This window comes from Streptomyces sp. S.PB5 (assembly GCF_030403745.1).
Lineage (GTDB): Bacteria > Actinomycetota > Actinomycetes > Streptomycetales > Streptomycetaceae > Streptomyces.
Genome location: NZ_JAQMWP010000001.1, coordinates 126052 through 151764 on the forward strand (window position 1 = coordinate 126052; position 25713 = coordinate 151764).

At 73.0% G+C, this 25713-nt stretch carries 19 protein-coding genes, 3 tRNA genes and 1 pseudogene; 11 read left to right on the forward strand and 12 right to left on the reverse strand.

Going from position 1 to position 25713, the window contains the following annotated elements:
* Positions 1–53 precede the first annotated feature (53 nt).
* From PH203_RS00595 to PH203_RS00605, 3 genes are all read left to right on the forward strand, one after another.
* Positions 54–126: transfer RNA gene (locus tag PH203_RS00595), tRNA-Asn, on the forward strand.
* Positions 127–132: 6 nt separating this feature from the next.
* Positions 133–205 (forward strand) — tRNA-Asn (locus tag PH203_RS00600).
* A 180-nt stretch (positions 206–385) separates the two neighbouring features.
* Positions 386–462 (forward strand) — tRNA-Ile (locus PH203_RS00605).
* 97 nt (positions 463–559) lie between these two features.
* Here the strand turns inward: PH203_RS00605 and PH203_RS00610 are convergent.
* On the reverse strand, positions 560–1282 hold the full coding sequence (locus PH203_RS00610; protein ID WP_289914819.1) for an ANTAR domain-containing protein: 723 nt from the start codon (positions 1280–1282) through the stop codon (positions 560–562).
* 138 nt (positions 1283–1420) lie between these two features.
* Between PH203_RS00610 and PH203_RS00615 the strand changes: the two genes are divergently transcribed.
* Positions 1421–1771: a MarR family transcriptional regulator gene (locus tag PH203_RS00615; RefSeq protein WP_289914821.1), complete on the forward strand. Its 351-nt coding sequence runs from the start codon at positions 1421–1423 to the stop codon at positions 1769–1771.
* A gap of 63 nt (positions 1772–1834) precedes the next feature.
* On the opposite strand, the gene PH203_RS00620 is transcribed toward PH203_RS00615, so the two are convergent.
* The gene (locus PH203_RS00620; RefSeq protein ID WP_289914822.1) at positions 1835–2707 is read right to left on the reverse strand and encodes an LLM class flavin-dependent oxidoreductase; all 873 of its coding nucleotides are present in this window, start codon (positions 2705–2707) and stop codon (positions 1835–1837) included.
* A 99-nt stretch (positions 2708–2806) separates the two neighbouring features.
* Positions 2807–3493: an ANTAR domain-containing protein gene (locus PH203_RS00625; protein WP_289914824.1), complete on the reverse strand. Its 687-nt coding sequence runs from the start codon at positions 3491–3493 to the stop codon at positions 2807–2809.
* A 424-nt stretch (positions 3494–3917) separates the two neighbouring features.
* Between PH203_RS00625 and PH203_RS00630 the strand changes: the two genes are divergently transcribed.
* The 4 genes and pseudogenes from PH203_RS00630 (at position 3918) to PH203_RS00645 (ending at position 5922) form a co-directional block, all read left to right on the forward strand.
* Positions 3918–4151 carry an anti-anti-sigma factor gene (locus tag PH203_RS00630; protein ID WP_289914826.1) on the forward strand — a complete coding sequence of 78 codons (234 nt, stop codon included), beginning with the start codon at positions 3918–3920 and terminating at the stop codon, positions 4149–4151.
* Positions 4148–5083 carry an anti-sigma factor RsbA family regulatory protein gene (locus PH203_RS00635; RefSeq protein ID WP_289914827.1) on the forward strand — a complete coding sequence of 312 codons (936 nt, stop codon included), beginning with the start codon at positions 4148–4150 and terminating at the stop codon, positions 5081–5083. The genes PH203_RS00630 and PH203_RS00635 overlap by 4 nt, the downstream gene beginning before the upstream one ends.
* Positions 5084–5181: 98 nt before the next feature.
* A pseudogene (locus PH203_RS00640) lies at positions 5182–5618 on the forward strand (response regulator transcription factor); the annotation flags it as partial.
* A gap of 52 nt (positions 5619–5670) precedes the next feature.
* Entirely contained in the window at positions 5671–5922 is a 252-nt protein-coding gene (locus PH203_RS00645) for a hypothetical protein (protein WP_289914829.1), read from the forward strand.
* Between the two features lie 13 nt (positions 5923–5935).
* On the opposite strand, the gene PH203_RS00650 is transcribed toward PH203_RS00645, so the two are convergent.
* From PH203_RS00650 to PH203_RS00690, 9 genes are all read right to left on the reverse strand, one after another.
* Positions 5936–7414: a GAF domain-containing protein gene (locus PH203_RS00650; RefSeq protein WP_289914832.1), complete on the reverse strand. Its 1479-nt coding sequence runs from the start codon at positions 7412–7414 to the stop codon at positions 5936–5938.
* A gap of 46 nt (positions 7415–7460) precedes the next feature.
* Positions 7461–8504, reverse strand: coding sequence for a rod shape-determining protein (locus tag PH203_RS00655; protein ID WP_289914833.1), 1044 nt, complete (start codon positions 8502–8504; stop codon positions 7461–7463).
* Positions 8505–8700: 196 nt separating this feature from the next.
* A complete protein-coding gene (locus tag PH203_RS00660) occupies positions 8701–12996 on the reverse strand; it encodes an SAV_2336 N-terminal domain-related protein (RefSeq protein WP_289914834.1) in 4296 nt (1431 codons plus the stop codon).
* Positions 12986–14011: a MoxR family ATPase gene (locus PH203_RS00665; RefSeq protein ID WP_289914836.1), complete on the reverse strand. Its 1026-nt coding sequence runs from the start codon at positions 14009–14011 to the stop codon at positions 12986–12988. Before PH203_RS00665 ends, PH203_RS00660 begins: the two co-directional genes overlap by 11 nt.
* Positions 14012–14076: 65 nt before the next feature.
* Positions 14077–15828, reverse strand: a complete 1752-nt coding sequence (locus PH203_RS00670; RefSeq protein WP_289914838.1) for a trypsin-like peptidase domain-containing protein — start codon at positions 15826–15828, stop codon at positions 14077–14079.
* The gene (locus PH203_RS00675; RefSeq protein WP_289914842.1) at positions 15825–16142 is read right to left on the reverse strand and encodes a CU044_2847 family protein; all 318 of its coding nucleotides are present in this window, start codon (positions 16140–16142) and stop codon (positions 15825–15827) included. The genes PH203_RS00670 and PH203_RS00675 overlap by 4 nt, the downstream gene beginning before the upstream one ends.
* A gap of 105 nt (positions 16143–16247) precedes the next feature.
* A complete protein-coding gene (locus tag PH203_RS00680) occupies positions 16248–17810 on the reverse strand; it encodes a carboxyl transferase domain-containing protein (protein ID WP_289914844.1) in 1563 nt (520 codons plus the stop codon).
* On the reverse strand, positions 17803–19353 hold the full coding sequence (locus tag PH203_RS00685) for an acyl-CoA synthetase (protein WP_289914846.1): 1551 nt from the start codon (positions 19351–19353) through the stop codon (positions 17803–17805). Before PH203_RS00685 ends, PH203_RS00680 begins: the two co-directional genes overlap by 8 nt.
* A gap of 77 nt (positions 19354–19430) precedes the next feature.
* Entirely contained in the window at positions 19431–20855 is a 1425-nt protein-coding gene (locus PH203_RS00690) for an SLC13 family permease (RefSeq protein WP_289914847.1), read from the reverse strand.
* Between the two features lie 241 nt (positions 20856–21096).
* On the opposite strand from PH203_RS00690, the gene PH203_RS00695 reads away from it, so the two are divergent.
* The 3 genes from PH203_RS00695 to PH203_RS00705 all read left to right on the forward strand — a co-directional run bounded on the left by PH203_RS00695 (position 21097) and on the right by PH203_RS00705 (position 25658).
* Positions 21097–21807 (forward strand): FadR/GntR family transcriptional regulator, encoded by a 711-nt coding sequence (locus PH203_RS00695; protein WP_289914851.1) that lies wholly within the window; start codon positions 21097–21099, stop codon positions 21805–21807.
* A gap of 103 nt (positions 21808–21910) precedes the next feature.
* Positions 21911–22810, forward strand: a complete 900-nt coding sequence (locus PH203_RS00700) for a hypothetical protein (RefSeq protein ID WP_289914853.1) — start codon at positions 21911–21913, stop codon at positions 22808–22810.
* 160 nt (positions 22811–22970) lie between these two features.
* Positions 22971–25658 carry a LuxR C-terminal-related transcriptional regulator gene (locus PH203_RS00705; RefSeq protein ID WP_289914855.1) on the forward strand — a complete coding sequence of 896 codons (2688 nt, stop codon included), beginning with the start codon at positions 22971–22973 and terminating at the stop codon, positions 25656–25658.
* Positions 25659–25713 lie beyond the last annotated feature (55 nt).

The window sequence follows — 25713 nt, forward strand, 5'->3', positions numbered from 1 at the left end:
GCGCCCGCCCCCTGGCGAATACCCAGGGAGGTACGTTCGATGCAGCGAGGCATTCCTCCGTAGCTCAATTGGCAGAGCAGCCGGCTGTTAACCGGCAGGTTACTGGTTCGAGTCCAGTCGGGGGAGCTTCGATCTTCCGTAGCTCAATTGGCAGAGCAGCCGGCTGTTAACCGGCAGGTTACTGGTTCGAGTCCAGTCGGGAGAGCGTCTTGAACAAGGACCCCCGAAGGGGTCCTTTTTCATGTGGTCACCCCAGTACCGGGAACCGCGCAGGTCACAGCGGAGTCCTTCAGGGCATGCGAAGTCGACCATACGAAGCAGGAGATCGTATGAGCGGCTATGCTGCGGCAGACGGCGCGCACACGTGTACGCGACACGCCGCTATGGGGCGGTAGCTCAGCCGGTTAGAGCAGCGGACTCATAATCCGCCGGCCGTGGGTTCGAGTCCCACCCGCCCCACCACACACCATCCGTGCAGAAACGATCTGACCAGTCAGATCGATCCGTCGAACCGCCCTGACCGCCCGCCGCCGACCGGTCTCGGGTCGAGTCCGCCCCGTCATGTGCCGAGATCGACTGCTCCCTCGTCGTCCGTCCGATCGCGTACGGCGGTGACATGGGTGACGGCGGCGGACAGGTGCCGCCGGGGTGCCGCGGGGAGGGGTTCGCCCCGGACGGAGTCCACCAGCTGACGGGCCGTGCGGTGGAGTTTGGTGTTGGTGTTCTGGGAGGTCATCACCAGGACCGTCCAGGCCTCCTCCGCGCTGAGGCTGAAGGTGGCCATGAGGATGCCGCGGGCCAGGTCGATGAGTCCCCGTGTCTGCATGGCCCGCCGGAGTTGTACGACCTCGACCCGGGGGTCCGTCGAGGGGTGCGAGGCGTCGTCCCGCTGGTGCACTTCGCCCTCCGGGTCGAACAGGGACAGGGTGCCGGTGAGTGCGAAGACCCGACCGGCGGCCGGGCTGATGGCGTGGATCGTGGCCGTCTTGGACTCGTCCAGGGCCTGTTGGCGGATGGCGAGCAGGGCGTTGAGCCCGGAGCAGTCGCAGAAGTCGACGCCGGCGAGGTCCAGGTCGATGCCCTTGGCGGAAGCGGTGAGCGCCGAGCGCAGGGCCTGCTGGAGCTCCGCGTCCGCGGAGAGGTCGAGATCGCCGGACACCGTGACCAGCGTCCGCTCGCCGTCGGGGCGGGCGCAGATTGTCAGCCGTGGCGAGCCGACTTGATCGGTGAGACTCGTGCAGCCGTTGGACGGCCCGCCGCAGCAGCGTGCCGAGTTGGGCATGGCTCTCTCTCCCCGGGGCTGGGAACACCAGCGTTTCTTCCGTCACCAGCCTTGCTCGCACGCTGATTCACGTCAAGAGATACGTGAAACTAAGTTCGTGTATTTTCATGCGTGAACTCTTGGGCGTACGATGCGCACATGAGTGGAGCCATTGAGCCGCATACCGGGTGGACGTTCATCACCAACCATGCGCGAGTACTGGCCGCCATCGCCGAGAACCAGAACGCGCGGGTCCGGGACATCGCCGCCCACTGCAGACTCACCGAGCGCGCCGTCCAGAAGATCATTTCCGATCTGGAGCAGAGCGGCTATCTCTCCCACACGCGCGAGGGGCGCAGCAACATCTACCGGATCGAGCAGGGGAAGATCCTGCGCCACCCCGCCGAGGCCGGACTCACCGTCGCCTCGCTGCTCGCCCTGCTCGTGCAGGTGGACGGCCACCACGAGACCGCCGCCCGCACCGGTGCGGGAGTCACCGAGAAGAGCTGACCGCCCGGGCGCACCCGGACGGTCCCGCCGACCTGCCCCCTGCCGTGGAACGACTGGAACGGCTCAGCGCCCGACGGCCTCCAGAACGACTTGCAGCTGCCGCAGCGGCTCAGGGCCCACGAAGCGGAGTACGACGGTGTCGGCGCCGGACGCCCGCAGCGCGCCGATCCGCTCGGCGGCCCGCGCGGCCGTGCCGGAGACGGTGAAGACGTCCTCCTGCGGGCGGCCGAGCCAGGCGCCGTGGCCCTCGGTGGACGGGTGCAGGGTGCGGACCACCTCGTCGGGGTCGTCGCCGACACAGGCGAAGGCGAACACGTTCAGCGTGTGGTCCTCGCCCGCGCCGCCCTTGGCGAGCAGGGCCCGGATGTTCTCCAGGTCCTGCGGGCCGTGCCCCTCGGCGATCAGGGTGCCGTCCGCGACCCGGCCGGACAGCTCCAGGGAGCGGGGCCGGACCACACCCGCGATCACGGGCGGCGGTTCGGCGGGCGGGTGGACGAGCTCGATGCCGTCGATCCGGACCTCCCGGCCCTCCAGGGTGACCCGCTCGCCGCGGAGCAGGGCGCGCACGGAGGTGATCGTCTCCTCCAGCAGCGAGAGCGGGGACTTCGGTGCGACGCCGACCTGCTCCATCCACTCCCGTACGCCGTGCCCCACGCCGGCGACCAGCCGGCCCGGGAACACCCTTGCCAGCGTGGCCAGTTCCATCGCCAGCAGCGCAGGGCTGCGCAACGGGGCCGGTGCGATCCCGATGCCCACCCGCAGCCGCCGCGTCGCGCCGAGCGCCACGGCTGCCGCCGAGACACCGCCGTTCCAGCCGAGGTCCTCGACCACCCAGAGGTCGTCCGCGCCGAGGGCCTCGGCCTGCCGGGCGAACTCGGGCAGTTCCTCGGGGGCCCAGTCGCGGTCGTACATCACGCCGATTCGGAGGTTCGTCATGCCCGGAAACCTATGGTTCCGGCACGGGAGCGATCAACGGCTTTGCCGGTACGGCGGGTTGGGGCCGCCGGGGGTCGGCCGCCCGGCGGCTCGGTCCGTTCAGTCGAGGCAGGTCCTGATCGCCGTACGCAATGCCGTGCGGACCTCCTCCGGAGGCAGTGGGCCGCCGGCGCCCGTGCCGGCGGTGAGGGCCGCGGCGACGGTGCGGAGCTTGGTGTTGGAGAGCTGCGAGGTCTTGCGCAGGATGAACCAGGCCTCCTCGGAGGTGCAGGCGTGGGCGGCCATGAGGATGCCGCGGGCTTGGTCGATGACCGGCCGGGAGATGATCGCCTGGCGCAGCTGCTCGACCTCCGCGCGCAGCACATGGAGTTGCTCCGCGCGCTCCAGGGCCACCGCCGAGGGGGCCGGGGGAGCGGGGGCCGGGCCGGGTGAGCGCGGGACGGCGCTCAGCGGGTCCGTCGTGTCCAGACCGGCCAGTTCGAGGATGCGGCGGGGCTGGCCGCTCCAGTGGGTGGCGGTCACCGGGATGTCCCGGCGGCGGCCGTAGTGGTCGAGCAGCTCCAGGAACTGCAGACCTGCCGTGTCCATGAACACCACGTCGGCCATGTCCAGTTCGACCCGGCGGACGCCGTCCGGCAGTGCCGTCAGGGTCTCGTCCAGGACGTCCGCGCAACCGTGCACGAGCTCGCCGCGCGGCCGTAGCTCGGCCCGGCCCGCTTGCGTACGGCCATCGATGACCAGGGTGTTCAGCCGCCCTGCGAGAGGTGTGCGTGCCGCTGATTTCATGTCCCCGCCTCGTCGGTCCCCGACCGTCATCACGCTGACGTGCCTCCAGCTGATGTATGTGCCTCCTTGCGGTGCCACCGGGTTCCGGACGCGAGCCAAGGACACAGCTCCGCGGGGCCCCGGCGGTGCTGCCCATCCGCCTGCCCGTCCGATGCCGTGCTACACCCGACGGTTTCAGGCCGCCGGGTGATGGGTTTTGGCCTGTGGGGCGATCGGGTTTGGTTGTGGGGATTGGTCGGTGATGGGGAATGACCGGCTCTCGTCCGGGTAAGCGCGTTTTCGGTTCAGAGGAGGTGGAGGCGGCGTGGATCTTCATCGGCGGTCACCGGTGCGGACCGATGGCGCGGCGCCTCGGTTGGTGGTGTCGCGATTGCCAGGGGACAGGGGCCTGCGGGCCGTCGGTGAGGTGGGACTCGGTACTCGGGTGATCTGGCAGAGGGCGTTGGAGCAGGCGGTTCGTGCGCGGACGGAGGTGTACCGGCTGGAGATGTCCGCCGTGACCCACGTCGATGTCGCGGGCGCCGACGACCTCGCGGCCGCGGCGCTGCGGCTGGAGGAGGGGCGGTTGATCGAGTTGTACCGGCCGCCGGTTCCCCTGAGCCGGGTGCTGGACATGTTCTGGCCGGGGCTGTCCGGGATCGAGGTGGCGCAGTCATGACCGAAACCGGTTTTCTGCACCCCGCCCTCTTCTACCGGGACGCCCAGGACTATCTCGACGGCACGCTGCCCTTCGTGCGCGAGGGGCTGGAGACCGGCGAACCGGTCGCCGTGGCCGTGCCCGGGGAGAACCTCCGTCTCATCCGCGACGGGCTCGGTGACGCCGCCGACGCCGTACGCCTCCTCGACATGCGCGAGGCCGGCCGCAACCCCGGGCGCATCATCCCCGGCGTGCTGCGGGCCTTCGCCGACGCGCAGCCGCCCGGACGGCGGGTGCGGATCGTGGGGGAGCCGATCTGGGCCGGGCGTACGGCCGCGGAGTACCCGGCGTGCGTACAGCACGAGGCGCTGATCAACGCGGCGTTCGAGGGGCGGGTCGTGACGATCCTCTGTCCGTACGACGTCCGGCGCCTCGACGAGCGGGTCCTCGCCGATGCCTACGCCACCCACCCCACCGTCATCCCCTCCGGTTCCGGGGGCGCGCTCAGCAGCTGGGGGTATGCGCCGGACGCCGTCGTCGCCCGCTACAACGAGCCGCTGCCCCCCGTACCGGACGTGCCGTCCCTCGGCTTCGACGCCGAGTCCCTGTCCGAGGTACGGCATCTGGCGACCGACGAAGGGGTGCGGCTCGGGCTCGCCGGGATCGCGCTGGAGAACCTGACGCTGGTGACGGCCGAGCTCACCACCAACAGCGTGGTCCACGGAGGCGGGGCCGGGTCGCTGCGGGTATGGGGCGAGGGCGATCACGTGGTCTGCGAGGTACGGGACAAGGGACGGCTCGTGGACCCGCTGGCGGGGCGGCGGCCGGTGGCGGTCACACAGCGGGGCGGGCGGGGACTGCTGCTGGTCAACCTCGTGGCGGACCTGGTACGGGTGCACACGGGGGAGGCGGGGACGACGGTCCGGTGCTGGTTCGCACGCGGCCCGCGGTGACGGGGTGAGGGCGGCCGGGGAGGCGGGCGCCCGAGGCTGCTGCCGGGGCGCGTGCCGACCACCCCGCGCCGACCGTCCCACACGCGTAGCGTGAGGTCATGCGGGTGTTGGTCGTCGAGGACGAAGGAGTTCTCCCGGGCCAGCCACAGCCCGTCCACATTGTCGGACGCGACATCGAGGAGCGGTACGCGGCCGGGCTCAGGGACGGGCTGGAGGCCGAGGGGTTCGTCGTTACGACGCGATCCTGCTCGACATCATGCTGCCCCGCCTCAACGGCTACCAGGTCTGCCGGGCGCTGCGCGGCGAGGGCGACTGGACGCCGATCCTCATGCTCACCGCCAAGGAGGGCGAGTGGGACGAGATCGAGGGCCTGGACACGGGCGCGGACGACTATCTGACCAAGCCGGTGTCGTACGCCGTACTGCTGGCGCGGCCGGCTGCGCCGGCGGCGGGGGATCTGCGGTTTGATCCGGCCTCCCGGACGGTGACCAGAGCGGACCGGGACGTCGAGATGACCGCGCGGGAGCTGGCGGTGGGACCTCGACACCTTCGGCAAGGCGCCGCAGGACCCCGCGGCGGCGCTGAGGGTGGTCCAGAACACCACTGACCTGCGGTTGCGCTACGAGTCCGTACGGGCCGTCGACCAGGACCGGTTCGCCGTGTGGGCGCGGCAGTTGGGCATCGACGCGGTGGCCGGGGACGTCACCGGGCTCGAACTGGTCCGGGAGTGGCTGGGCGGCGGTATCTCCGGGGATCTGAAAGCGGCCAGGGAGGCGGCCGGGGTGAGTGGCCGACCGTTCTTGCGTGACCGTTCTTGCGTCCAACGGGCGCTGTTGTAGGGCGAGTCGGCGGTCACAGCGGCGCCTGCCAGGTGACCGTCGTCCCCGTGCTCCCGTCCTCCGTCCGTCCGTCGTCGTGCACCGTCAGCCGCACCCCCTCCCGGCCGTCCGGCAGGGTCGCCGTCGCGTCCACCGTGACCTCGATACGGGAGACGGCGGGCCGGCGGGACGCGGTGGCGAGGGCGCGGCGCAGGGCGGTGAGGAGGTGGCCGGCGTTCGCGTCGGTGACACGGCTCTCGACGGCGCCGGTGAAGTGGGTGGACGGCGCGAAGCCCAGCAGCGCCGCCGCCCCCGCCGTCTCCCGGAGCACCTTGCCCCGGAAGGTCGTCGGCGCGTCCGCCGGAGGCTGCTGCAGCGCGAAGATCGTCGTACGGACCTCCTGGATCGTCGACTGGAGTTCGTCGACCGCCTTGCCCAGGGTCTCGTGGACGTCGTCCGTGGTGCCGCGGCGCTGGGTCGACTCCAGCATCATCCCGGTGGCGAACAGGCGTTGTACGACGAGGTCGTGCAGGTCGCGGGCGATGCGGTCGCGGTCCTCGAAGACGGCGAGGAGCTCGCGGCTGTGCTGGGCGTCGGCGAGGACCAGGGCGACGGCCGCCTGGGAGGCGAACTGGGTGGCCAGGAGGCGTTCGACGGAGGTGTACGGGCGGTCGCCGCGGCGGCGGGGGAGGGCGAGGGTGCCGATCAGACGGCCGCCCGCCTGGAGCGGGAGCATCATGCTGGGCCCGAAGCGGTGCCGGACATGGGTCGTCATCCGGGGATCGGTCGCCGAGTCGTCGATGAACACCGGTTCGCCGCCGAGGAGTTGCTCCAGGACCGGACTGCCGGGCGCGATGGTCGTACCGACGATGTCACCGGGGTCGTCGTACGTCGAGGCGGTCACGATCTCCATGCCGCCCGCCTCGTTGGGCTGGAGGATGACGCCCGCGGAGGCGTCGGCGAGGATGCGGGCGCGTTCGGCGACCGTGGTCAGGGCGTCGGTGGCGGAACCGTCGCTGAGCAGTGCGGTGGTGACGGCCGCCGCGCCCTCGATCCAGCGCTCGCGCTGCCGGGCCGCCTCGTAGAGACGGGCGTTGCCGATGGCGATGCCGGCCTGGGCGGCGAGGACGTGCAGGAGCTGTTCGTCCTCGGGGGTGAAGGCGGCCCCGCTCTCCTTGCCGGCGAGATGCAGCGTGCCGAACTCCTCGTCCTGGACGCGGATCGGCACGGTGAGCGAGCCCGTCGCGGGCGGGGCGGCGCCCGGCGAGCGCAGCGAGACGGGGGTCCCTCCGGACGGAGTCCGGGGGAGGAGCTCGATGAGTCCGTCCTGCCCCGGGTCGGCCGTCCCGAGCGCGGCGTACCGGGCGCCGGTGAGTTCGGCGGCGGCGTCCACGATGTGCTGCAGGGTGGTGCGCAGTTCGAGGTCGGTGCCGACGCTGAGGACGGCCTCCAGGAGGGGCGGGAGGCGGGGGAGCGGGTCGGCCACGACGTCGTGCCCTGCCGGGTCCGTCATGCCCTTACTCAGCCCGTCATGCCCTGCTCAGCCCGTCATTCCCTGCTCAGTCCGTCAGCGGGTCCAGTGCCAGCGGCTCGATACGGCCCTCCAGCATCATCCCGAGGCCCTCCACCGCGCACACCTCGGGGCGTTCGGCGATGTGCACCGGCATGCCCGTCGCGTGCCGCAGCATCTGGTCGAAGCCGGGAAGCAGGGCGCTGCCGCCGACCATCATGATCCCGCGGTCGGCGAGGTCGGCGACCAGGTCGGGCGGGCAGTCCCGCAGCACCTTGCCGATGCCGTCGAGGACGGCGGTCAGCGGGGTCTGGATGGCGTCGCGGACGGCGGCGGTGTCGACCTGGACGGAACGGGCGAGTCCGGTGGCGACGTCCCGGCCGTGGATCTCGGTGGAGGCGGGGCCCTGGGCGGTCAGCCCGTTCCCGGACAGGGCGAGCTGCAGCGGGCGTACGGACTGGCTCGGCAGCATCAGTTCGTGCTGGTGGCGCAGGTGCTGCACGATCGCGTGGTCCACGGCCTCGCCGCCGACCGGGATGCGGACGGCGTTCACGATCGAGCCGAGGGAGAGCACGGCGACCTGGGTGGCCGCGGCGCCGCAGACCAGCACCATGGTCGCCTCGGGCCGCTCGACGGGCAGCCCGCAGCCGACGGCGGCGGCGATGAGCGTGTCCACGAGCTCCACGCGCCGGGCGCCGAGGCCGACCATGGTCTCGATGCAGGCGCGCTGGGCGAGGGGGTCGGCGTCGTGCGGGGTGCAGGCGGCGGCGCGCAGGATCGGCTTGCGGCGCAGCGAGCGGCGGATCTTGTCGCCGAGCAGGTGCCGCAGCATGCGCTGGGCCATCTCGATGTCGACGACCGTGCCGCCGGAGACGGGCCGGACGACCCGGATGTAGTCGGGGGTCCGCCCCGTCATCTTCTCCGCGAACTCACCCACCGCGATCAGCGCACCGGTCTTGGTGTTCACCGCGGCGACGGACGGCTGGTCCACGACGAGCCCGGCGCCCTTCACATACACCCGCGTCCTCGCCGCACCCAGGTCGACGGCGAAGTGGCAGCGACGCAGCTGCTCCAGACTGGCGGTGGCGGTCATGGGCAGGTCCTCCCGAGAACACAGACCGGGGGCGCGCCGGGCGGCGGGCCTCACTCGGATCTTGCGAGGGGTCGGGGTGGGGCGCCTTTTGTGGGGGGCCGGGTGGGGCGCGGCTGAATGGGGGATTTTGCGTCTCAGATCCCATATGAGGGTGGCGTAAGCGTTCTGACGGCAGGTCATGTCAGGGCGCGTCAGGTCACAGGCTGCGGGCCGCGTCGAGGAGGGGTTCGAGAGAGGTGACGACCTCCTCGCAGCCGGCCTTGCGGAGGCGCCGGCCGGTGGCGGGAACGTCGGCGAAGCCGATGCAGCGCAGGCCGAGGCGGGTGGCGGCGGTGTACTCCGCGACGGACGAGGTGATCAGGAGGCCGGTGGGGGCGGGACGGCCGGGACGGGCGAGGGCGCGCAGCAGACAGTCGGGGTCCGGCATCAGCCGGGTGGGATCGTCGCTGCGGCCGTGGACGCTGGTCGAGGGGATGTTGTGGCGGGCCAGACAGTGCTGCGCGGCCTGTTCGCAGACGTCCGTCACGATCTCGACGCGGCGCGCGGCGGTCGTCAGGGCGCGGATCAGGGCGTGGGCGTCCGGGGTCGGATGGGTGTGCGGGACGGCGCGGAGTTCGAGGTCGTCCAGGCGGTGCCGCAGTGTCTGCGCGACGCCGCTGTCGGCGAAGGCGCGGAGCACGTCCAAGGGGTGCAGGACCTCTTCCTGAGCGCGGCCGAGGGGGCGGCCCTCCAGAGCCTCGTCCGGGTCGCGGTGCTCGGTGACCAGGGAGAGGAGGTCCAGGGCGGCGCTGCGGGCGGTGTTCGTCGTGAAGAGACGGGTGAGGGGGCCGTCGAAGCCGATGAGTACGGCTTCGGTTTCGCGGAGGAGGCGGGCGAAGGGGGTGTAGGGCGGGAGGTGGGGCTCGGGGCGCGGTGCCGGTTCCTCCTCTTGGACCAGCCCCACCGAGCAGCTCACCGACAGGCCCGGCACCGGCCAATTGCGCAGCCCCCCGCGGAGCGCCTGCTGGGCGGCGCCACCCCGCCCCAGGGGGTAGCGGCGTGTGATGCGGGCCGCCTCCTTCAGGAGGTGGTCGAGGAGAACCGCGGAGACGTTCTCGGTCTCGGCGCGCAGAAAGGAGACCGGGTCGTCGACGTGCCAGGACAGTTCGGCGACGGCCGGGAAGGGGCGGTGGCCGGAGCTGGGCAGGGAGATGTGGTGGGTGGCGCTCTGGATGGTGAGGTCGACCTCGTAGTAGTCGATGATGCGCGGCGGGCGTTTGCCCCACGGGTGGGCCGGGTCGAGCGGGGTCAAGGGGCCACCGGACGGGGCGAGCACGATGGCCGTGCGGCCCGCGGCGGGGGGTGCCAGCTGCGTGACGTCGTGCGTGGTGAACGGGCCGCGCACCAAGTCGCGGGCCACGGACTCCGGGGACGCCAGATGCAGCGGGCAGTACCAGGCGACGGGAGCCTCCTGACCGCCCGTCCAGAGCGGCTGGAAGCGGTCGGAGTCCATCGAGTTGTCGGCGAACTTCTTGTACAGCGCGGGGGAGACGAGCACGGTGACGTCCGCCCACGACTCGTCGAGTATCCCCTGCACCTGCGGCGGTACGACGGCCCTGCCGGGGTCGGCGAACCACGGGCTGTGCCAGAACGTCACCCGGACCTGCGGCGGTTCGTCCAGCGTGGCGAGGTGCTCGGGGAGCCCGCGCAGTACGGCGACCAGGGTGGGCAGCACAGGGGCCCCGGGCTCGGTGAGGACGGCGTAGCCGTTGTCGCGGGCCAGGAGTTCGTACTGGTGGGAGGCCAGATCGCCGCGGGCCAGGAGGCGGGGGACGATCTCGTCGAGGGTGTCGCGAGGGTCCTCGCCGTGGGGCAGTTCGAAGACGATCGTGGGGCGTTCCAGGTCCAGTTCGTCACGGATGGCGCAGAGGTCGCGGTGAAGGGCGTCGAAGCGGGCGCGGGTGGCTCGGGCGGCGGGGCCCGAGAGGTCGGTGAGGGGGTCACCGCGCCAGAGGTCCAGCGCCTGTTGGACGGCGGCGCGGTGGGTGGCCTTGTCGGGGATGCGTTCGCTGAGGAGTTGCTGGCAGTGGACCACGTCGATGTAGGCGTCCGGCGCGTGGACGGCGTATCCGTCGGGTAGTTCGGCGACCGTCCCGACACCGAGGAGCTGAGAGAGCTCCCGGGCCAACTGGCGGTGCACCTGGGTGCGTTCGGTGGAGGGGGCGTCCCAGAGGCCGAGGGACAGCTCGGTCTCGGTCACGCGGCAGCCCTGTTTGAGGAGCAGGATGCACAGCATGGCCTGCGCCTCGGGGGACGGGAGAGGGAGGGGGCGGTCGCCGCGGCTGACGCGCAGCGGGCCGAGCATTTCGATGCGCAGCGGCGCGGGATCGGTGTCGGGGCTCCGCGAGGCCAGTTCCTCCAGCAGGGCGCGGAATGTGTGCCGGTCCGCCACCGGGCCGTACCGTGACGACTGCTCATACCGTGTGAACCGGATGATCACGGCCGTGCCGCCCGGCTTCAACAGAACGCCGTCCCAGCCGTTTTGGCCGAGCACCCAGCCGTACGCGTTGAGCGCATCGAGCCCGGACTCCACACCCTCCCGTACCCGCTCGCACACCGTGGCGGACACTCCCGGCCCGCTCCCGCGCTCCAGCTCGGTCACGGTCACGCCGTCCACGAACTCCGTGGCGAGATAGGCCCGTGTGCCCTCCACCCAGGAGTCCACCACCGGCACCACGTTCGGATGCCGCAGCTCGGTGGGCCTGACCGCCGGCATCAGGAAGGTCTCCCGGTCCGACGTCTGCTCCGTGTACTGGCAGACCACCACCCGCCGCTCGGTCCGTACATCCACCGCCTCCCACATCCGCGGCCCTCGGACCCCCACCACCCGGTACCGCCCCTTGAACAGCAGCCCCTCTTCCTCGCCGCCCCCGCCCAGCCGCCGTACCGTCTCCTCCCGCACGGTCGCGAAGGCCGCACCCCCGTCCCCCGCCTCCGCCCGGAACTCGCCCGCCGCCAGTCCGGCCCGTTCGTCGATCAACCCGCCCACCTTGGCGAGGAATTCGCGGGTACGGCCCCGCGCCGTACGCGGCAGCGTCCGCAGCAGCAGGTCCCGTACGCCGGGGCGGAAGGTGTACGAACCCGGTGGCCCCGGAACCGTGGTGAGCATGCCGCTGAGGATCACCTCGGCGAGGTGCTGGGGGCGGGGGCTGTGTTCCAGGGCGCGTTGGACGAGGCGCATGACCGGGAGGGAGGGGTCGGCCAGGGAGAGATGGCCGGCGAGGCGGAAGGCCTCCGGGGAGGCGGTGGCGCGGAAGTGGAGGACGAGGTCGCGCGGGGGAAGGGCGGAGATGTCGGGGGTGGTGCCCGGGTCGTCGGTGGGGGGTACGGGGGCGGGGGCGAGCCATGCCGCCGCGCCCGCCACCCGGGACCGGTCCGAACTGGCGGTGAGCGCCGACCAGTTGGCCAGCCAGGACGGGCCCGGTTCCAGCACCGGCAGGGCGAACGCGTCGGCAGGGGCCCTCGCCGCGTCCGGGTCGTACGGGGTGAACCTGAGCGCCGATGACGGGGCCGCCGCGGTCGGCGCCGTCAGCAGGCCCGGTTCGGCGAGGAGCGCCGTGGTGTGCCACAGGCGCTCGGGCAGCGGTTGTACGACGGCCAGCGGCATCCGGGCCGCCCAGCGGCGGAGGGTGCGGTGCCAGCGTTCGCCCGCGGGGCCGGGACGCCACTGCGGGCCCATGCAGTCGCTGATCACCAGGGTGACGGTGCGGCCGTCCGCGAGGGCGGGGACATGGCGGGCCCGGCCGTCGGGGCCGGCCCGGTGCAGGGTGATCGTGCGGAAGACGCCCGACTGGGCGAGCGTGGTGTGCAGTTCGCGGATCAGCGGGCGCCAGACCGGCATCGTGGGGCCGGTGTCGTACACCAGGTTCAGACGCAGCCAGCGGTCCGGGGCCGGGCGCAGGACGGGCAGCCAGACGTCCGGGTGCGCGCCGAGCCGGGCGATGCGGTCGGCCGTGGCGTGCTCGTCCAGGACCCGGGCGCGGGGTGCGGGGACGTGCCGCTTCAGGGGGCGCAGGGCGCGTTGCAGGGCGAGGGGGTGGGAGAGCATCGGCGGTGCGGGGGCCAGGAGTTGGGGTGCGGTGGGGGTGGCCGGCCCGGGCAGGTGGAGGGGGATGCGGCCGTCGGGGGCCGGGGGTTCCTGGGGCGTCGGCGGCGGTGGGGTGGCGGGCTCGGGGTGAGGTTCCGGGGGTGGTGGTACGGCGGCGGGGGCCGGTGACGGGGGCACGGTGGGCGTCGGGGGCGCCTTGCGGGGGCCGTCGTCCGGTGTCGGCAACTGCTGTGCCAGCCACAGGAGTTCGGCCAGCTCGCGCGGTGTCGGACCGGGGGTGTCGGAGGAGCCCGCCGCAGCGGCGAGTACGGACGTCAGCCGGGACAGAGCCTCCCGCGGGCCCTGTTCGTTCCGCCCGTCCCGCCCGTTCGGCCCGCTCCCTCCGTTCCGTGCCTCAGAATCCATCGCCGTCCGCCGCCGCGCTCAGATACGGCATCAGCTGCTTGGCCAGCTCGTCGCGCGAATCGGCGTCCAGGCCCGCCACGCCCGTGAGGTAGATGGCGTTCAGGAGCTGGTCGGTGGCGAGTTCGCCGCTGTTCGCGCGGTTCAGGAAGCTCTCGATGAGCGACCGGGTCCGGTCGTCCGGGGTGCCCAGGTGGGCGCGGACGATGTCGTTCAGCTGCTCCAGGCCGGGTCGGCGGAGCTGCAGACGGACGCAGCGGCGCAGAAAGGCGGGCGGGAACTCGCGCTCGCCGTTACTGGTCAGGACGACGAAGGGGAAGGCACGGCAGCGGACCCGCCCGCGGCGCAAGGTGACCGGGGTGTCCGTGCCGTCCGCGAGGACCTCGGCGGTGCCCTCTGTGGAGTGGCGGGCCGCGCGGACCAGTTCGGGGATCTCGAACTGGCCCTCCTCCAGGACGTTCAGGAGGTCGTTGGGCAGGTCGAGGTCGCTCTTGTCGAGCTCGTCGACGAGGAGGGCGCGGGGTCGGTCGTAAGGGAGGAGCGCGGTGCCGAGCGGGCCGAGGCGGAGGTGGTCCTCGACACCGCCGCCGGACCCGGCCTCTTCGGTGCGGCCTCCCGCGGGGCGGGCCGCGTAGAGGCGGGACAGGGGATCGTACTGGTAGAGGCCGTCGGCGAGGGTGCTGCGGCTGGTGATGTTCCAGCGCAGGACCGGGCCGAGGGAGAGCTCGCGGGCCACGGCGTAGGCGAGGGAGGACTTGCCGGTGCCGGGCGGGCCGGTGACGAGCAGCGGGCGGCGCAGACAGAGGGCCGCGTTGACGAGCTGGACGCTCTCCGGGGTGGCCACGTAGGCGCGGGCGCGGTGGACGCGGTCGGGTGAGACGGCCGCCTCGTCGTCGGTGTCGCCGGGCGGCGGCAGCGCGGGTCCGCCGTCGAACGCCCGCCACGGAGGCGGCGCGGGCAGGTCGTCGATGCCGTCGTGCGGTTCGCTCGTGCCGGTGTAGACGGACCAGTGCGGCATGGTGCGGGTCTCCGGTGTGAGGGCGGCGGGACGGGCCGGCGGCAGCCCGTCGTACGAGGTCAGGGTCAGGCGACGGTGGACCGGGGGTCGGCGGCGGGGAGCCGGTCGTGGTGGACGGCGGGGCGGGGGAGCGTCCGTGCCACCGGTGAGCGCAGGTGTGCGGCCTCCTCGTGCGGGTCCTCGAAACAGCGCGGGTCGTCCCACAGGAGCTGGATGTCGCGTGCCCAGTGCTCGTCCTCCGTCTCGGCGGTGCGGCGCAACGACAGTACGGTGCGAGGGAGTTCGGCGGGCGTCACGCGGGAGACATGGGCGTCGAGCTCGTCCAGGAACACCGAGCCGGGGCAGCCGTCCCCGCAGCCGTCCGACTCCCCGCAGCCCCGCCGCGACCACACGATCGCCGGGGCCGGGGCGGTGAGCGAGGTCTTGAAGTGCTCGCTGGTGCGCGCCGGGTCCGGGGCGGCGGCGAAGCCCGCGAGGCACGGGTCCGACTCCAGCAGGGCCAGCCGCAGCTCGCTCGGCTTGCCGGGGCAGCCGCACGCGACGCGGTGCACGCGGGCGCCGGTACGGGAGTCGAGCCGGTTCCAGGCGCGGGTCAGGGCGTGCCGGGTGCGGGCTCTGCGGCGGACATGGTCGGTGACGACGACCGGCAGGGCGAGACCCAGCGGGGTGTCGTCCTCGGCGTCGCTCTCCCAGCGGTCCACCGGCCAGTCGAGCCAGTCCCGGGGCAGCGCGAACGCGACCAGCTCGTCGGCGCCGGGCGTCAGCCGGAGGAACGCCGCCTCGATGCCCTCCTGGACACACACGCGCAGCCGGGCGTACGGCACGGTGTCGGAGGCGACCGGATGGCGGCGGCCCCCGCTGTACGCCGACACCTCCACCCGGACCAGGTCCTCGCCCGCGCCGCTGTGGCTCAGCTCGATCAGGATGGGCGCCCAGTCCGGTGCCCTGTTCCGGCGCACGGCGGGCGGGGCGAGGAGGGATTCCAGCCGGTCCGCGAACCGGGCCGCCGTGTCCGGGTCGTCGAGCTCGCCCTGGACGAACCACGCGGCCGACCACAGGGAGTCGAAGCCCGTGGGCGGGGGCGGCGGGTCGAGGTCGCCGGCGGCGTCGGTGTAGAGCCGTACGGGATCGCAGTCCAGGCCGGTGCGCACCGCACGCTCCACGAGCCCGCGCAGTCGCCGCCGGGCGCCCGGGGCGCTGCCCGGGGCCGGGACGAGGCCGGCCAGGGCGGGCCAGTGGCGCTCGATGACGTCCGTCGGCATCATCCGGCCCGAGAGGACACCCTTCGCGCCGGCCGCCGCCGTCACCATGCCGACGACCTCGCCGGTCTCGGCCAGGACGACCGCGGCACCGCTGAAACCGGCGGCGAGCGGCTGGCCGTACCCGCTCCAGGCCTCCAGCTGGATCCACTCGCCGGCGACCAGGTCGGGGCCCGTGGTGCGGCACTCGGCGAAGGTGCCCTCGTCCCAGTGGGCCGGGAAGCCGTAGGCGACGAGCTTGCGGTCGCCGTGCGCGGTGGCGGCGGGTGCCAGGGCCGCCGGGGCGATGGTGACCTCCTCGGCCAGTTCCAGTACGGCGAGATCACCCGGGTCGGTGGGGCCGCCCTTCCAGTCGCCGTGCGCGACGACCCGGGCCGGGACGGCCGGGGAGCCCGGGCGCTGCGGGAAGGACACGGTGAGCGGGCCACGGTCGAGCGCCACATGGGCGCAGGTCAGCACGGTGCCGGGGGCCACCAGGAAGCCCGCCCCGGCCACCTTTCCCGCGCACTCCACGCGGGCGTGCCACTCGGTGCGCATGTGCCGTTCGGCGCCGCTCATGTCGTGGCCGGGGTCCAGGTGAGCTTGACGACCAGATGGCCCTCGGCGGTGCCCTTGGCGATGATCGCGCCCGTCTCGGCGGACAGCTTCACGCCGAACTCGATCTCCACGCCGTCCGGTTGGAGCGTGCCGTCCCGGAACACCCTGAGCGCCGCCTCCGCCGCCGAGCGCACCCCGTCAAGGGCGTTCTCGAAGGTGTGGGCCGCCCGGACCGTGCCGTCTCGCGAGACCAGCTTGGCCCCTCGTACGTCGTCGGCGGCCTCGACGGCGACCACCGCGCCGTCGCCCATCTTGAACTCGACCAGACCTTCCATGACGCCCCCGTCGTCCGGCGGAACCGAGCCCGTTCATTGTTCCGGACGGCGATCGGGCTTGTCCCGGTTTCCGTACGGCACCGCACGCGATCTCAGAATCGGCGGTCAGGCGCTGTGGGAGGACCCCTCCTCGTCCGTCCGGACCACCCCGAGATCCGCCAAGTCCTGCGGCCGGATACGGAGTTGGTCCGCCGTCGCCTCCACCTCCTCCGGCGGCCGCTTCAGGATGGCCGCTGCCGACTCCGGTGCGATGACGGAGAAGTAGCTGTCCGGGGTGGCGTACGTGTTACCGGGCGCCGCCAGGGCCAGCGCCCCGCCGGAGCCGCCCTCGCCGATCAGGAGGGTGGTGATGGGGGTACGGGCCGATGCCACCGCACCGAAGAGGTCCGCGATCGCCGCTCCCGCCCCCTGTCGCTCCGCCTCGGCGTCATTGGCGGCGCCCGGGGTGTCCACCAGGGTCAGCACCGGGATGCCGAGCCGGTCCGCGAGGCGGATGAGGCGGGCGGCGGTGCGGTATCCGGCGGGGCGGGTCGCGGTACCGGTCTGTGCGGCGTACGCGATCGTCCTCCCCTCGTGCTCGCCGAAGCCGCAGAGCATGCCGGGGTCGGTGCCGCCGCAGCGGTCGCCGGAGATGGCTGCGCGGTGGGTGAAGTAGGCGTCCAAGTAGGCGGTCGCGCGGGGGCGTTGGGGGGCGCGGGCGCGTTGGACCGCGTGCCAGCCGGTGTCGGGGAGGGTCCGTTCGCCCAGTGGCTCGGGGACGGGGGCCGGGGTGGGGTGGGTGTCGCTCGACCCGCGTCGGCGGGGTGCCGCTCTCTGCGGGTCGGGAGCCGCCTCAGCGGCGAGACTGCCCGCAGTTACGGAAGTTACGGAAGTTACGGCAGCTACGGCAGCTACGGCAGAGTCTGCGGCTGCGCCCGGGACCGCTGCCGCGCCCGAGCCTGTGCCTGCGTCTGCGTCTGTGCCTGCGCCTGTGCCCGCGTCTGCGTCTGCGCCCGCCCGCGGAGCCAGCAAGCGCAGCCAGCCGCCCAAGGTCTCGCGCAGGTTCTCCGGTCGTACGATCGCGTCGGCCGCGCCCGCCGCCACCTGGGACTCGGCCGTGTAAGCCGTCGGGTCCGCGTCCGCCGGGCGGACCCGGGAGCCCGCGAAGCCGACCTGGGCGCCCGGGAGGGCGAGGATCACGTCGGCGCCGGCGCCGAGGGTGGCCCAGCCGCCGCCTGTGGTGGGGTCGCGGAGGACGGCGATCTGGAGGAGGCCTGCCTCGCGGGTGAGGGTCGACTGCCTTGCCACGCGCTGGAGTTGGGTGAGTGCGAGCATGCCTTCCTGCATCCGGCTGCCGCCCGTGGCGACCAGGGACACGACCGGGAGGCGGTGTTCGCGGGCATGGGCGTACGCCGTCTCCAGGCGGTCGCCGGTGCGGACGCCCAGGGAGCCGCCGAGGTAGCCGAACTCGAAGGCGATCAGGACCGCCGGCGTCCCCTCGACCCGTCCCGTGCCGCACACCACGGACTCCTCCTCGCCGGTGCGTTCGGCGGCGCGGGCGCGGGAGGCGTCGTAGCCGTGCCAGGAGAGGGGGCCGTCGGGCTTGGAGTCCCTTGTCGGGTACGGGAGTTCGGTGAAGTCTTCCGTGACGAGGGCCAGGATCTCGCGGGCGGAGCGGCGTTCAGTCATGGGCGAGGGCTCGCTTCAGGATCTTGCCCATGTCGTTGCGGGGGAGGGTGTCCAGGTAGTGGACGACGCGGGGGCGTTTGTGGGGGGCGAGGCGGGCGGCCACGTGGTCGGCCAACGCATCCGCGGGGGGTGGGGAGTCGGGGTCCGCCGGTACGATCCACGCGACGATCCGCTCGCCCAGGTCGGCGTCCGGCTCGCCGGTGACCGCGGCCTCCCGTACCCCCGCGTGTTCGAGGAGCGCGTTCTCGATCTCGCCCGCCCCGATCTTGTAACCCCCGCTCTTGATCAGGTCGGTGGCCTTCCGGCCGACGATCCGGACGTAGCCGTCGGGGTCGCGCACCGCCATGTCGCCGGTGCGGAACCAGCCGTCGGGCGTGAACGCGGCCGCCGTCGCGTCGGGGCGGTTCAGGTACTCGGTGAAGAGGTTGGGGCCGCGCACCTGGATCTCGCCGACCGTCTCCCCGTCGTACGAGGTGACCGGCGAGCCGTCCTCCTCCGTCAGCCGTAGCTCGACCCCCGGCAGCGGCACCCCGACCGTCCCCGCCCGGGGCTCGCCGTCCGCGCGGACGCTGGTGTTCATCAGGGTCTCCGTCATGCCGTACCGCTCGATGACGCGGCGGCCGGTCGCGGCGGTGATGCGCTCGTGGTCGTGCACGGGGAGGGCGGCGGAGCCGGAGACGAGCAGCCGTGCCCGGCCCAGCGCCTTGGCCAACTCCGGGTCCTCGGGGAGGGCTTGGGCGATCCGGTGGTACATCGTCGGGACGCCGAACAGCATCGTCGCGCCCGTCGACAGCTCGCGCTGCACGCCCTCCGTGGAGAAGCGGCCCAGGTGACGGACGGCTCCACCGCGGCGCAGCGGGCCCAGGATGCCGAGGACCAGGCCGTGCACATGGAAGAGGGGGAGTCCGTGTACGAGTACGTCGTCGCCGGTCCACTGCCAGGCGTCGGCGAGCGCGTCCAGGGTGGCGGCGATGGCCCGACGGGGGATGACGGCACCCTTGGGCGGGCCGGTGGTGCCGGAGGTGTAGACGATGAGGGCGGGGTGTTCGTCGGTGACCTCGGCGTCGGGGGTTCCGGCCCCGGTCCCAGCCCCGGCCCCGGTCTCAGCCCCGGCCCCGGTCTCAGCCCCAGCCCGGGTCCCGGTTCCAGCCCCCGCCCCGCCGGCGCTCGCCGCGACGGAGTCGCTGGGGTTCCCGGAGACATCGATCCGCGGCAAGTCGCCCAGCGGCGACGGGAGTTCATCCCCCCGCGCCGCCAGCACCAGCGACGGGGTGCTGTCCGACAGGATGTGTCCGAGCTCCTTCTCCCCGGACTTCGGGTTCAGCGGCACCACGGGTACACCGGCCCGCAGTGCCGCCACCACGGCGAGCGCGGTCTCCAGTGCGGGGGTCGCCCATACGGCGACACGGCCCCCGCCCTTGAGCCGGTCCGCCAGCACGCCGGTCACGGCGGCGAGCTCCGCGTAGGTCAGGGACCGGTCGCCGAACCGCAGGGCGGGACGGTCCGCCGGGCCGTCCGTCAGGGCCGGGAAGAGAGAGGACACGCGTCGTACTCCTTAACTGTCGTCCTTAGACGTATTCCTGTGTTCCGGACTTCCGCTGGTGCGGGAATGCGCCGTCGCTAGCCGATGCCGGGCACCACCAGCACCAGCCACACCACCGCCGGGACCACTGCCACCACGATCCCTCCGTAGACCATCAACTGCCTAAAGAAACGCTCGCGGTCGACATCCGGCGCCGCCGCCAGGACCAGCGCGCCGTTCGTCGAGAACGGGCTGACGTCCACGACCGTCGCCGACACCGCCAGCGCCGCGATCATGCCCACGGCGCCGATCTCGCCCTGCGCCAGGAACGGCACCGCCAGCGGGATCAGCGCGCCCATGATCCCCACGGAGGAGGCGAACGCGGAGACGATCGCGCCGATGTAGCAGAGCAGTACGGCCGCCAGCAGGGGGACGCCGATGCCGCTCACGCCCTCGCCGGCCCAGGTGATCGTGCCCATCTCGTCCAGTACGCCGACGTAGGTCAGAACACCGCAGATCAGCAGCACCGTCGACCAGGCGATCTCGCCGACCGCCTTACGGCTGTCCGCAGGCCAGACGGTGCTGAGCACGACGGCGAGCGTGATCGCGGTGAGACCGGCGTCCAGGTCGAAGACCAGCACGGCGATGACGAGGGCGACCAGGGAGGTGAGGGTGGCGATGCGGGCGGGGGTGAGGAGGGGGGTCGTGGCGGGCTCCGCGGCCGGCGGGACCACGGTGGTCGTGCCCGTCGTGCCCGTCGCGGCCGGGGCGGTGTCAATGGCGCTTCCGGCCGGGCTCGGCCCGCCGCCTCCTGCGGGACTCGGCCTGCCCGCTCCGCCCTTCGTCCCGGGGGCCTTCCCGCCGCCCGTTCCCGGCGCGCTCCCTGCCACGGCGGCGTCTCCCTCCACCGCCCCCATCGCCCACAGCTTCCGTCCTCCGAACAGCAGGAAGACGACCGCCGCGATGACGACGTTGGCGGTCAGGGAGGCGAGGAAGAGGAAGACCTCGTTGCCGGGGAGGTTCTCGCGCTCGACGATGCCGTTGACGATCGTGCCGTAGATGCTGATGGGGGAGAAGCCGCCGCCCTGGGCGCCGTGGACCACCATCGCGCCCATCAGCAGCGGGCTGATGCCGTAGCGGGCGGCGAAGCTCAGGGCTATCGGGGCGACGATCGCGACCGCGGCCGGGCTGACCGCGCCGATCGCCGTGAGGGCGGCGGTGAGGGCGAACATCACCCAGGGGATCAGCGCCACCCGCCCCCGTACGAGCCGGATCGCGGCGTGCACGAGCCAGTCGGTGGTGCCGTTCGCGCGGGCGATGGCGAAGAGGTACGTGACCCCGACGAGGACGACGAACAGGTCGCCGGGGAAGCCGGCGAAGATGCCGTCCGCGTCGAGGTCGGCGACGAGCTCGCCCACCGCGAAGGCTGCGGCGAAGGCGAGCGCGCCCATGTTCACGGAGCGGGTCGTGGCGATGACGAACACCACGACGAGCACGAGGATCGAGATGAGTTCGGGGGACATACGGGCTCCCGTCTCTGGGTCCCGGAGCGGCTGACTGGATGGATGAAGGGGTGAAGGGGGGCGGGGCGAAGAGGGGTGGGCTGAAGGGGGTGGGATGAAGGGGTGGAGGGCTGGATCCCAGTGGCCGAGTGGCTGAGCCAATTGGCCACCTGCGAGGGCTGATCCTGCCAGCCCACGACCACGCGTCAAGGGAGTGCGTAAGAATTGGCTCAGCCAATCGGCCACGCCAGAAGGGGAACCCGTGACCGACGCCCTGCGCCCCATGACCAGACAGCGCCTCTACGAGCAGGTGCTCGACCGGCTGCGGCAGTACGTCGCCGAGGGCGGTCTGCGGGCCGGTGACCGTCTTCCGCCCGAACGGGATCTCGCGCAGCGGCTCGGGGTCAGCCGGGCCTCCGTGAAGCAGGCGATCGTGGTCCTGGAGGTCCAGGGCCTGGTGGAGGCACGGCACGGCGGCGGCACGTACCTCGTCCGGGACAGCCTGGACGTGGAACCCGTGGAGCGGATGGTCGAACGCCGCCGGCGCCTCCCTGACGTCCTGGACGCCCGCGAGGCCCTGGAGACGAAGCTCGCCGAACTCGCCGCGGAACGCCGCACCGACGACGATCTCGCCGCGATGCGCTCGGCCCTGGCCCATATGTCCGCCGAGATCGACGCCGGCGACCACGGCATCGAAGGCGACCGTCTCTTCCACGCGGCGGTCACGGCGGCCGCCCACAGCAGCCTCCTCGCCGAGTTCATGCGCTCCATCTCCGACCAGATCGCCGAGAGCCGCACCGAGTCCCTGCGCCAGCCCGGCCGCCCCCACCGCTCCCTGGCCCAGCACCGCGCCATCCTCGACGCGATCGCCGACCAGAGCCCGCGCCAGGCGGCCTCGGCGATGCGCCGCCATGTCCGTACGGTGGCGAAGGTGCGGCTGCTGGACTGGGAGCCGGAGGAGGACGACCGGTAGGCACTGGCCTGCGGAGCCACGAGCTCGTCCGACGTATGAGATCCGACCGTAGAGATCCGACTGTAGAGATCCGACCGTATGAGACATGAGAAAAGGAACCGCCGTGCCCCGAGTCGCCCTCGTCACCTACGACCCCCGGCCGGAAACCTCTTATGACCACGGTCTTCCCGTGATGCTCGATGCCCTGCGCGCGGCCGGGGCCGAGGCGGAGGCCGTGTTCTGGGACGACGCGGGGGTCGACTGGGGCGGGTACGACCTGGCCGTCATCCGGTCCACCTGGGACTACAGCTGGCGGGTGGAGGAGTTCGTGGCGTGGGCCGAGCGGTGCGGGAAGGCCACCCGGCTCGCGAATCCGGCCGAGGTCGTGCGGTGGAACACCGACAAGCGGTATCTGGGGGAGCTGGCGGAGGCCGGAGTGCCCACCGTGCCCACGCGGTACATCGCGCCCGGCGATGACATCGACGGCCTTCCGGACGACCGTGAGTACGTGGTCAAGCCGACCTCGGGGGCCGGGTCCCGGTACGTGGCGCGGTACGGCCCCGAGCAGCACGAGACCGCCGTACGGCAGATCGCGCGGATGCACGCTGAGGGGCTCGCGGCGATGGTGCAGCCGTACATGGCGGGCATCGACGTCGGGGGTGAGCGGGCGCTGCTGTACTTCGGGGGGCGGTTCCTGCACGCCAGCCGCAAGCGGGCCGTCCTCGAACCCGGTACCGCCTTCGACGCGGACAAGTTTCCCCACCCCGGGCTGGAGCCGTGGACCGCGACCCCGGCCGAACTCGCCGTCGCCGAGCGCGCGCTGGCCGCCGTACCGGATGGTCCCGAGCTGTTGTACGCGCGCGTGGATCTCGTCGACGGGGAGGACGGGAGGCCCGTGGTGATGGAGCTGGAGCTGGTCGAGCCGAATCTCTTCCTGGATCTGCATCCCCGGTCGTTGCCGTCGGTCGTGGCGGCGGTGCTGAAAGCGGCCGCGGGCCGAGGCGCGAGCGCCGGTCACCCTTAAAGGGCGGGAATTCCACGAACCGGGCCTGTCGCGCCCCGGCCGTGCCTACCCTGCGGGAAAACAACAGCACGTGCGGGGATCACTACAGAGGGCGTGACTGGTCGTGGGCGGATCAGAGTCGCGGCGTACTTCAGGCTTCCCTGCGGAGCTGACGAGCTTCGTGGGGCGCAGGGACGAGGCGGCGGAAGTCAGGCGGTTGTTGTCGGTGGGGCGGCTGCTGACACTGACGGGGCCGGGCGGGGTGGGCAAGACCCGGCTCGCCGGGCATGTGGCACGGCAGGTGGGGCGGGTCTTCCCCGACGGAGTGTGGCTGGTGCCGCTCGCCGCGTTGCAGGACGAGGCGTTCGTCCCGCACGCCGTGCTCGAAGCGCTCGGGGTGCGCAACGAGACGACCCGGCCGCCGCTGGACGTACTGGTGGAGTATCTGCGTGAGCGGCAGCTGCTGATCGTGCTCGACAACTGCGAGCATGTTCTGCGCAGTTGTGCCGTGCTCGCGGCCGCGGTGCTGTCGGCGACGGAGGGCGTACGGATTCTCGCCACCAGCCGGCACCGGCTGGGGCTGGCCGGTGAACAGCTCTTCGAGGTGCCGCCGTTGCCCGCGCCGACGCCGGAGGAGGCCGCCGGGGGTGCGCTCGCCACCGAACGGTTTCCTGCCTTGCGGCTGTTCGCCGACCGGGCGGCGGCCGTGGTCCCGGGCTTCACCCTGGAGGGGGGCAACCAGCAGGCCGTGGCTCGGCTGTGCCGCCGTCTCGACGGGCTGCCGCTGGCGATCGAACTGGCGGCGGTACGGGTGCGGGCGCTCGGCGTGGAGCAGCTGGTCGAACGCCTCGACGACCGCTACCGGTTGCTCACCGGCGGCAGCCCCGTCTCCCCGCCCCGCCATCGCACCCTGCGCTCCGCGGTCGACTGGAGTCATGAACTGTGCACTCCGCAGGAGCAGTTGGTGTGGGCCTGGCTGTCGGTGTTCGTCGGCGGCTTCGACCTGGCCGCCGCGGAGGCGGTCTGCGGCGGGGAGGGGCTCGGCTCGGCGGACGTTCTGGACGCGGTCGCCGGACTCGTCGACAAGTCGGTGCTGGTGCGGGAGGAGTTCGGCCGGCAGGTCCGCTTCCGGCTGCTGGTCTCCCTGCGCGACTACGGCCGGGAGAAGCTGGAGGACCTCGGCGAGGTGACCGGGACTCGGCGGCGGCACCGGGACCACTTCGCGCGGCTGGCCACCGGATACGAGCGGAACTGGTTCGGGCCCGACCAGCCGGAGATCACCGAGCGGCTGCGGCTCGACCGGGACAACTTCCATGCCGCGCTGGACTTCTGCCTCACCACGCCGGGGGAGGCCCAGCACGGGCTGCGGATGGCCTCCTCCCTGTGGTTCCACTGGGTGGCCGGCGGGGTCTGGGGCCAGGGCAGACACTGGATGGACGGGGCGCTGCGGGCCGGGGCGCATCCCGATGTGGCGCTGACCCGGGCGATGTGGGCGGGCGCGCTGATGTCGCTGGTGCACACGCGCTCGGCGGCGGTCCTCGCGGGCACGACGCCTGGCACGGGCAGCGGCTCCGGCACGGGGCCCGGCACCAGCCTCGGCCCTGGCCCCGGCACGGGCAGCGGCCCTGGCGCGGGCTCCGGCACAGGTACGGGCTCCGGCACAGGCCCCAGTCCCAGCCCTGGCCCTGGGCCCGGCACGGGCTCCGGTCCTGGCGCGGGCAGCGGCTCCGGCACGGGGCCCGGCACCAGCCTCGGCCCTGGCCCCAGCACGGGCAGCGGCCCTGGCGCGGGCTCCGGCTCCGGCGCGGGCTCCGGCACAGGCCCCAGCCCTGGGCCCGGCGCGGGCTCCGGTCCTGGCGCGGGCCGCGGCTCCGGCCCTGGCCCCGGGACGGGCAGCGGCCCTGGCCCTGGCTCCGGCTCCGGCACGGGCCCCAGCCCCAGCCCCGGCACGGGCCCCGTTACCGGCAAGAACCCCGGTCCCGGTTCCGCCGCGGACGACGAGCTGCCGGTGCCCACCCCGCCGCCCGTACCGGCCGAGGCCTTCGCGCCGGGCAACCGGGGTTCCTCGACGGCCAGTTTCATCGTCCTCACCCGTGTCGAACTGGCCTGCACCCTGGTCTGTCGGGGGCGGCCGGAGGAGGCGATACCGCTGTGCGCCGAGGCGATCGCGCTGTGCGAGGCGCACGGGGAGCAGTGGGCGCGCGGCTGGGCCTTGCGGACCCTCGCGCTCGCGTACTGGGCGGTGGGCGACTACGGACGGGCCGCCGAACACGCGCGTACGTGTCTGCGGCTGCCGTACACCGGCCAGCACGCCCAGAGTCTCGCCCGGACGCTCGATCTGCTCGCCGCCGCGGAGGCGATGACGGCGGCGGGGGCGGTGGAGCGGGCGGGGGTGCTGCGGGGGGCGGTCGACCGGATATGGCGGGACATCGGCGGCGACCCCGTGGAGTCGTTCCGGCCGGGGCGGACGCGGGTCGCCGAGCGGCATGCGCGGGAGTCGTCGGGGGACGCGGCGTACGAGCGGGCGCATCGGCGGGGCGGAGGCCTCTCCATGGAGGAGGCCGTCGCCTACGCGCTGGGGGAGGTACGGGAGCCGGCCCCGGCCCGGCCGCCGGCCGGGGCGGTACCGGTGCCGGTGCCGTCCATGGCGATGCCGGTGCCGGACGACGCGTTGCTGACGCCCCGGGAGGCGCAGGTCGCGTCCTTGATCGCGCAGGGGCGGACGAACCGGCAGATCGCGGAGAGTCTGGTGATCGCCCAGCGGACCGCGGAGGGGCATGTGGAGCGAATACTCGCGAAGCTGGGGTTCACCAACCGCAGTCAGGTGGCCGCGTGGTTCAGTACGCGGCGGGTGGACGACGGCGTGTAGGTCCCCGGCGTTCGGGTGGCGACGGCGACAGCGATGGCGCCGGGCGGGGCCCGTC